Annotated in this window: 9 protein-coding genes; 7 read left to right on the top strand and 2 right to left on the bottom strand. The window is 66.1% G+C overall.

Annotated elements, in window-relative coordinates; all coding sequences use genetic code 11:
* The first annotated feature begins 185 nt into the window (after positions 1-185).
* Genes AUP43_RS04815 through AUP43_RS04800 form a run of 4 tightly spaced genes read left to right on the top strand, consistent with a single transcriptional unit; the run spans position 186 to position 2,874 of the window.
* Positions 186-761, top strand: coding sequence for a DUF2937 family protein (locus tag AUP43_RS04815; RefSeq protein ID WP_067553320.1), 576 nt, complete (start codon positions 186-188; stop codon positions 759-761).
* Positions 762-769: 8 nt separating this feature from the next.
* The gene (locus AUP43_RS04810; RefSeq protein ID WP_067553318.1) at positions 770-1,942 is read left to right on the top strand and encodes a benzoate/H(+) symporter BenE family transporter; all 1,173 of its coding nucleotides are present in this window, start codon (positions 770-772) and stop codon (positions 1,940-1,942) included.
* 35 nt (positions 1,943-1,977) lie between these two features.
* The gene (locus AUP43_RS04805; RefSeq protein ID WP_232314877.1) at positions 1,978-2,328 is read left to right on the top strand and encodes a hypothetical protein; all 351 of its coding nucleotides are present in this window, start codon (positions 1,978-1,980) and stop codon (positions 2,326-2,328) included.
* Between the two features lie 3 nt (positions 2,329-2,331).
* Positions 2,332-2,874, top strand: a complete 543-nt coding sequence (locus AUP43_RS04800) for a hypothetical protein (protein ID WP_067553313.1) — start codon at positions 2,332-2,334, stop codon at positions 2,872-2,874.
* 4 nt (positions 2,875-2,878) lie between these two features.
* Here AUP43_RS04800 and AUP43_RS04795 read toward each other — a convergent pair whose 3' ends face one another.
* Complete coding sequence (locus AUP43_RS04795) at positions 2,879-3,637, bottom strand: SGNH/GDSL hydrolase family protein (protein ID WP_067553311.1); 759 nt, start codon at positions 3,635-3,637, stop codon at positions 2,879-2,881.
* Between the two features lie 3 nt (positions 3,638-3,640).
* Positions 3,641-4,819: an OpgC family protein gene (locus AUP43_RS04790; RefSeq protein ID WP_067553309.1), complete on the bottom strand. Its 1,179-nt coding sequence runs from the start codon at positions 4,817-4,819 to the stop codon at positions 3,641-3,643.
* Positions 4,820-5,302: 483 nt separating this feature from the next.
* Between AUP43_RS04790 and AUP43_RS04785 the strand changes: the two genes are divergently transcribed.
* The 3 genes from AUP43_RS04785 to AUP43_RS04775 are packed head-to-tail and all read left to right on the top strand — an operon-like array spanning position 5,303 to position 6,777.
* Entirely contained in the window at positions 5,303-5,632 is a 330-nt protein-coding gene (locus AUP43_RS04785) for a hypothetical protein (RefSeq protein WP_067553307.1), read from the top strand.
* 46 nt (positions 5,633-5,678) lie between these two features.
* Entirely contained in the window at positions 5,679-6,080 is a 402-nt protein-coding gene (locus AUP43_RS04780; RefSeq protein WP_084462567.1) for a cupin domain-containing protein, read from the top strand.
* Positions 6,081-6,093: 13 nt separating this feature from the next.
* Positions 6,094-6,777, top strand: coding sequence for an RluA family pseudouridine synthase (locus AUP43_RS04775; protein WP_067553305.1), 684 nt, complete (start codon positions 6,094-6,096; stop codon positions 6,775-6,777).
* Positions 6,778-6,884 lie beyond the last annotated feature (107 nt).

Here is a 6,884-nt window from a genome sequence, read left to right as displayed (position 1 = left end):
GCGCGCCTCCTCAGCATGAGGGTCGCCAGGCGGCACCGGCGGTGTGTCCTAAAACAACCTCGTCCTGAGGAGGCGCGCAGCGCCGTCTCGAAGGACAGGGCGGTAGGCTGCGCGATCGAACCAACCGGTTGCGGTTCGGGGCGAGCGCAGGCATGAATGGAGCGAATGCTGATGGGAGGGGCTTTATGCGGTTTCTGGCGCGCTGGCTCGGCCAATCGATCCTGATGGCGGCGGCCCTGTGCGGGTTTTTCCTGGCGGTGCAGGCACCGGCCTGGACCGAGCATTACATCGCGGCCTTGCAGCAGCGGGCGCAGGAATTGCAGCTCGATATCGATGGCCGGATCGAGACGGTGCGGCGCTATTACGCCCTGGATGCCGCCTTGAATACCGAGGAGGTGCGCCGCCTGCTGGCGGAGCGGGAGCCGGCCAACGCCGCCGCCCTGCGCGCGGCCGAGCTGCGTCGCGCGACCTATGAGAGCGCGCATACCCGCCTGACCGACAGTTCCGCCATGCTGCGCCCGCTGCTTGCCGCCCGGCTGGTGGCGACCGATGCCGGCGCGCTCTCCGCCGTCGCCGACAGCGCCTTCGCCAACTATACGCCGCGCCTGCCGCTGACCCTGGACGCGCTGGCCTATGGCGTGCTGGGTCTGGTGCTGGCGCTGTTCCTGGTCGAGCTGTTGTTCAGCCTTCTGCGCGGCCTTGCTGGCGACCGGGCCGGCGACCGGGCGCGCGATCAGAGCTGGCGCAGCCGCATCGGTTAGGATTCCCCATGCGATTTTCCGTCATATCCTCGGCCCTGGTGGCCGTGCTGGTCGGATTCGGCGGCACGCTGGCGCTGATCGTCGCCTCGGCGCAAGCCGCCGGGGCCGATGCGGCGCAGACCGCCTCCTGGGTGACCGGCCTGTGCCTGGCCATGGCGGCGACCAGCTTTTATCTCTCGATCCGTCATCGCATTCCCATCGTCACCGCGTGGTCGACGCCGGGGGCGGCGCTGATCGCCGCATCCGCCGTGCCGATGGGCATGGAGGCGGCCGTCGGCGCGTTCCTGTTCGCCGCCGCCCTGATCCTGCTGACCGCCGCGTTCCGGCCGATCGGCGCGCTGATCGAGCGTATTCCGGTTTCGGTCGCCGCCGCCATGCTGGCCGGCGTGCTGCTGCGCTTCGTGCTGGCGGTGTTCGAAACCGCGGGGGCCGAGCCCTGGCTGGTGCTGCCGCTGGTCGCGCTGTTCCTGCTGCTGCGCCTGGCCAGTCCGCCCTTCGCCGTGCTGGCGGTGCTGGCCGCCGGCGTGCCGCTTGCCTGGGGGCTGGGCATGCTGTCCCCGGTCGCGCTGGAGGGCGGTTTCGCCACGCTGCGGCTGATTGTCCCCAGCTTCGATCTGTCGGTGCTGATCGGCCTGGGGCTGCCGCTCTATATCGTCACCATGGCGTCGCAGAATCTGCCCGGATTCGCGGTGCTGCGGGCGGCCGGCTATCCGGTGCCGTCGCGCTCCATCCTCGCCGTGACCGGGCTGGCCTCGCTGCTGACCGCGCCGTTCGGCGCGCATACCAGCAACCTGGCCGCCATCACCGCCTCGCTCTGCACCGGGCCGGACGCGCATCCGGACAAGGACAAGCGCTGGCTGACCGGCCCGGTCTATGCGCTGGGCTATCTGACGCTGGCCGGCTTCGGCGCATCGCTGGTCGGGCTGTTCGCGGCCCTGCCGCCGGCGCTGGTGGTCACGATTGCCGGCCTCGCGCTGATCGGCCCGCTGATGGGGGCGCTGGGCGCGGCGCTGACGGTGGAGGCCGACCGCTTCGCCGCCGTGCTGACGCTGGCGGTCACCGCGTCGGGCCTATCGCTGTTCGGCATCGGCTCGGCTTTCTGGGGATTGCTGGCGGGGCTGACGGCTCTCGGACTCGATGCCGGATGGCGCCACTGGCGAGGCCGGGCGGCCTTGCGATAGACTTGCCGCAAAACCGTAAACCGAAGGTGGGGCACATGCGATATACGCCGGGTCCATGGCGCATGAAATCCAACGGGGAGCTATGGTCCTACCCGAGGGGCGGCGCGCCGTCGCAGATCGGCCAGATGTATTGGAGCGGCAAGAACGAGGATCGCGCCGGCAACGCCCGGCTGGTCTCCTTCTCGGCCGATCTCAGCGAAGGGCTGGAGGAACTTTATCAGCTGGTCTCGCAGCCGAACGTCGCGGCGGCGATCAAGGCCGACCAGAAGATTTTCGGCAAGGCCCGGCTGATTATCGAGAATGCCCGCGCCACGCTGGAGCAGGTGACCGGCGAGAAGCTGCCGGACTGGCCGCATCTCGACCCGACCAAGAAGCTGAGCGGCTAGGCGATGGCCGAGAACGCGCCCTTTGTGCTGAGCCTGGGCGACAGCCCGCTCTCCCTCGTGCGCTATATGGAGATCGTCGGCGGCAGCGCGCCGGAAGAATGGACGATGATCCACCGGCCGACCCTGCGTCACCGCTTCACCCCGATGCTGGACGATAAGGACCGGCTGGTCCGCCAGCAGATCGACGAGCCGCTGGTCGCTTTCAGCTACAAGCCTGATATCGAGATTTCGCTGCTGTTCGGCCTGATCGAGGAGGCCGCCTACAACCTGCCCGCCGGTACGCCCTTCGCCGAGGAGAATGCCCGCACCGTGCTGCTGGACTGCTTCCATTGCGGCCAGTTGGTGCATCGCCAGACCCTGCTGAAGATCGACCGTCAGCGCTGCGTGCTGCCGCTGCCGGATGATTGGCTGCCAGCCCCGACGCCGATCCCGCGCCGGCTGTACGATCTGGCCCGCCTGATCCACCGGCTCGCGGGACCGTTTACCGACTTCGACGCGTATTTCCAGCGCGCCGGCCTCACGGTTGCCGACAAGCCCTGGCCTTAGGCGTTCAGTAATCCCCGACCAGGGCCGCGCCAAGCTGAAGGGCGAGGCAGTGATAGCCCAGGTCGTTATGGTGCAGCCCGTCCTCGATGAGATAATCCTTCATCAGGCCCTTGCCGCCATCCAGCGCCTTGGTGATCTCGTAGCGCCGGAATACCGCGACATTGTGCAGGACGGCGGCGGTGTTGATCGCCACCAGATACTCGTCGACATTGTTCGCCTGCTCGACCATCGGCGCATATTGCGGCGGCATCAGCACGGTCTCGACGCCGGCTTCGTTCAGCATATTCAGCCCGGCATCCAGGGCGGCCTCGAACTCGCGGATCGGCACCTTGCGCATGGCGTCGTTGGCGCCGACCTGCCAGATCACCAGATGCGGCCCCCAGGCCGGCAATTGCAGGCGGAACTGGTCGACCGCGTCGCGCGCCACCGTGCCGCCGACGCCGATATTGTTCACCGCCACGGGAAGCTGCGGGTAGCGACGCTCCAGATCCTTCTGGAGCTGGGCGGGATAGGCCAGCTCCGGTTTGCTGGCGCCATGCCCTTGGGTTGAGGATGAGCCGGCGGCCAGGATGCGCAGCTCCTCGTGCCCCTTCAGCCGCAGGGCGAGGCCGGGCAGCGGGGAATCGAGCTTCAGATACTCGTTCTGGGTCCGGCACTTATCCTCGGCGATGCCCGCCTTGGCCGGGGCGGGCAGCGTAAGGGCCAGCGCAATGGCCAGCCCTCCGCAAACGATGCTCTTTGTGTCGATATACCGCAGCAGCATGCCTTACCTTGTTCTCAGCCCTCCCATCGGCAGGGAGATATTCTTCGCCATAATGGCTTTCTTCTGGCCACGGCGATAGGCGGCATGTTGGCGCAGCGCGTAGGCCAGCCCGATTTGCAGGCCGATGCCGATGACGCTGATCGCGAACTGGGTAGGCAGCGAGGCGTCATACTCCGTCAGTATCCAATAGCCGGTGAAGGACATCAGGATGCCGACGGCGAAGATCGGCAGGCTCTGCTGGCCGGTCACCGTGATCGGCCGTGCCCAGCGCGAGGTCAGCCAGCCGGCGGCCGGCTCGATCCAGCGGCTGGCCAGATAGGCGGCGGCCAGGAAATGCAGCACGCGCAGCACGTCGAGGTCGGTCTTGTCGATCGGGTGGATCAGATCGTGCAGCATCGGCGGCAGGGCCGGCACCGTCTCCGGCCACTGGAAGGTGGCGGCGAGATACAGGCCGAACAGCAGGTAGAGGGTCGCGACCGTCTGTACCGTGCGCTCATGTTGGTGCACCCGGAACAGCACCTGCGGATACAGGCTGATGAACGCTCCCAGCATGAACAGGAACTGCCAGGCCAGCGGGTTGAAATACCAGTCGCCCGTCGGGTAGCGCATCAGGTTGATGTCGAACGCGCCGGCGGCCAGCCACAGGCCGGCGGACAGGGCGATGGTCTTCATCGGATGCCGGATCAGCCCCCACAGGCCCAGCGGGAAGGACAGCAGGATGAGGACATACATCGGCAGCACGTCCATGTTCAGCGGACGGTAGCCCAGCAGCATTGTCTCCCACAGCGCCATCGGCGGGTCGACCAGGAAGGTCAGGATGTTGGTGTGCGCCAGGAAGTCAATGTTCTGGTGGCACTTGAACACCCAGATCGCCATCACCGCCAGGCTGAGGAACAGGAGGATGTGGGCGATATAGATTTCCCAGGCGCGGTGCAGCATGCGCTTGGTGGAAGCCCACATGCCCTTGTCGAAGGCATGCTTCGAATAGGCGATGGCGGCGGCATAGCCGGACACGAAGACAAAAATCTCGGTCGCGTCGCTGATGCCGAAATGCTTGTTGGTGATCCAGGAGAAATCGTTGCCCGGAATATGGTTCAGGAAGATAAACAGCAAGGCGAGGCCGCGGAAGAAATCCAGACGGTAATCGCGCTGTGTGGGCAGCGAAGCCGGAGTCGCGATCATGCGGCTTCTCCTTTGTTCCAGGTCATTGCCCCGGTGGACATCCCCGTGGCCATCGAAAGCCTGGGGTGCCCGGGGCGGGAGAGCTTGGCGCTCATTTGGCGTCTCCAATCGAGGTGGCGCACGGCCACTGAGGTTGGAGTGCAGATGGGACGGCCGAGGGTGGAGCGGAAGTGCGGTTTGCGTGCATAAGCCGTGTAGTTTCTCTCACCAATCGGTCGGTCGACGACGATGTGAAATGGCGACGAAGCATGGCAAAAGACGTCCGCAAATAAGGAAAAGTCGTGGCTCAAACACAGCGTTGCACGCATCTTGCGTCCCTCCGCCCATGACGATGCGGCCGGTATAAGCTTTTGCTCGAACACGGCCCATTCACCTTGGTGTGAGATACCCCGTGAACGGCCGTTTGGATGACTTGCTCTCGACTTTGTGAACGGGCTCCCCAGGTTTAGGCAGCCGCTCTTTTCTTTTCAGACGAGGATCATCTTGGCCAAGACGCTTCCCTTCACCGCCCAGACCGCTGGCGGCGCGACCATCGATTTCCGTTTCCCGCTGCACAAGGACACCGCCTCGCCGATGCGGGTGTCGCAGCTGGTGACGACGCTGCTGGGCGCGCTCGACCGCGATGTGCGCACGCTGGGCGAAACCGCGAACGGCGATATATTGCAGGCCCTCGCCATGACTCTGGCGGTGCGCGCGGCGATGATCCCGGCCCCGGCTCTGACCACCGCCACCATGGCGCAACAGCTTGTCGACGAGGCGCTGGGCGCCATAGGGACCGCCGAGCACGGCGCGCCGGATGGCGGCAAGGCCTGATCTTGCTCTAGAATGGCGGCCTGGAAACGACATAGGGGAGGTATCCATGGCCGATATCGACAGAAGGCCCGCCGACGATTTTGTCATCACCCATGCCGACGAAGCCGGCTTCGATGGCGGCTTGCGCGAATTTTTCGATTATCGTGACCTGGCGATGGCCAGGGTGACCGGCGGCAAGATCCAGGCGCATGTGATCCGCGCCAAGGACGGCCACAAGGCGACCGGCGGCTGGCATTATCATCATCTCGATTTCCAGATGGTCTATGTGCTGAAGGGCTGGGTGCGCTTCGAGTATGATGGCGTGGGCGAGGTGCTGCTGAAGCCCGGCTCCTGCGTCTACCAGCCACCCGGCATCAAGCATCGCGAGATCGAGCATTCCGCCGATATGGAGCTGATCGAGATCGTCAGCCCGGCCGATTTCGAGACCATCGCCATTGAGGCCCCATGACCCCTGAACAATTGTGACCCCGGAGCAATTGCAGGCCCGCGTGCTGCACCGCGACGGGCTGATGCTGATCCTCGACAAGCCAGCCGGCCTGCCCTGCCATGCCGGGCCGAAGGGCGGGCCGAATCTGGAGGCTCTGTTCGACGGTCTGCGCTATGGCCTGCCGAAGCCGCCGTCGCTTGCCCACCGGCTCGACCGCGACACCAGCGGCTGCCTGGTGCTGGGCCGGCACCGCAAGGCGCTGGCGAAGCTGGGGCGGCTCTTCTCCTCCGGCGGCATCGACAAGACCTACTGGGCGATCGTCGAGGGCGGCCCGGCGGAGGATAGCGGCCGCATCGACAAGCCGCTCTCAAAGCTGAACAAGAAGAGCGGCTGGAAGATGGTGGTCGATCTGGAAGGCCAGCCGTCACAGACCGATTTCCGCGTGCTCGGTCGCGCGGAGGGCTGTACCTGGCTGGAACTGAAGCCGCTGACCGGCCGCACCCACCAGCTGCGCATCCATTGCGCCTCGATGGGCTGGCCGATTCTCGGCGACCCGGTCTATGGCCCGGTCGCCGGCGAGACGGGGGGCATCCCCCTGCATCTCCACGCCCGCGCGATTTCCGTGCCCCTCTACCCCAAGCGCGACCCCATCGCCGCCACCGCCACCCCGCCCGCCCACATGCTGGCGGCGCTCAAGGCATGCGGATTTGGCGGATAGCCGGATCGCCCGCCGCCCCCTTCGAGACGCCCCCAAGTCCCTTGGGGGCTCCTCAAGGTGAGGGAGGATGGAACGTTCTGCCGGTTCCCCTTGGTGACCTCATGCTG

The sequence above is a fragment of the Oceanibaculum pacificum genome (assembly GCF_001618175.1).
GTDB lineage: Bacteria > Pseudomonadota > Alphaproteobacteria > Oceanibaculales > Oceanibaculaceae > Oceanibaculum > Oceanibaculum pacificum.
The sequence above is the reverse complement of the archived record's forward strand: the minus strand, read 5'-3'. Positions and strand labels throughout refer to the sequence as shown.

Excerpts from the sequence above, each read along its gene's own strand:
- AUP43_RS04810 (WP_067553318.1), top strand. The coding sequence starts at position 770 with ATGCGATTTTCCGTCATATCCTCGGCCCTGGTGGCCGTGCTGGTCGGA.
- AUP43_RS04795 (WP_067553311.1), bottom strand. The coding sequence starts at position 3,637 with ATGCTGCTGCGGTATATCGACACAAAGAGCATCGTTTGCGGAGGGCTG.
- AUP43_RS04790 (WP_067553309.1), bottom strand. The coding sequence starts at position 4,819 with ATGATCGCGACTCCGGCTTCGCTGCCCACACAGCGCGATTACCGTCTG.
- AUP43_RS04815 (WP_067553320.1), top strand. The coding sequence starts at position 186 with ATGCGGTTTCTGGCGCGCTGGCTCGGCCAATCGATCCTGATGGCGGCG.
- AUP43_RS04780 (WP_084462567.1), top strand. The coding sequence starts at position 5,679 with ATGGCCGATATCGACAGAAGGCCCGCCGACGATTTTGTCATCACCCAT.
- AUP43_RS04800 (WP_067553313.1), top strand. The coding sequence starts at position 2,332 with ATGGCCGAGAACGCGCCCTTTGTGCTGAGCCTGGGCGACAGCCCGCTC.
- AUP43_RS04805 (WP_232314877.1), top strand. The coding sequence starts at position 1,978 with ATGCGATATACGCCGGGTCCATGGCGCATGAAATCCAACGGGGAGCTA.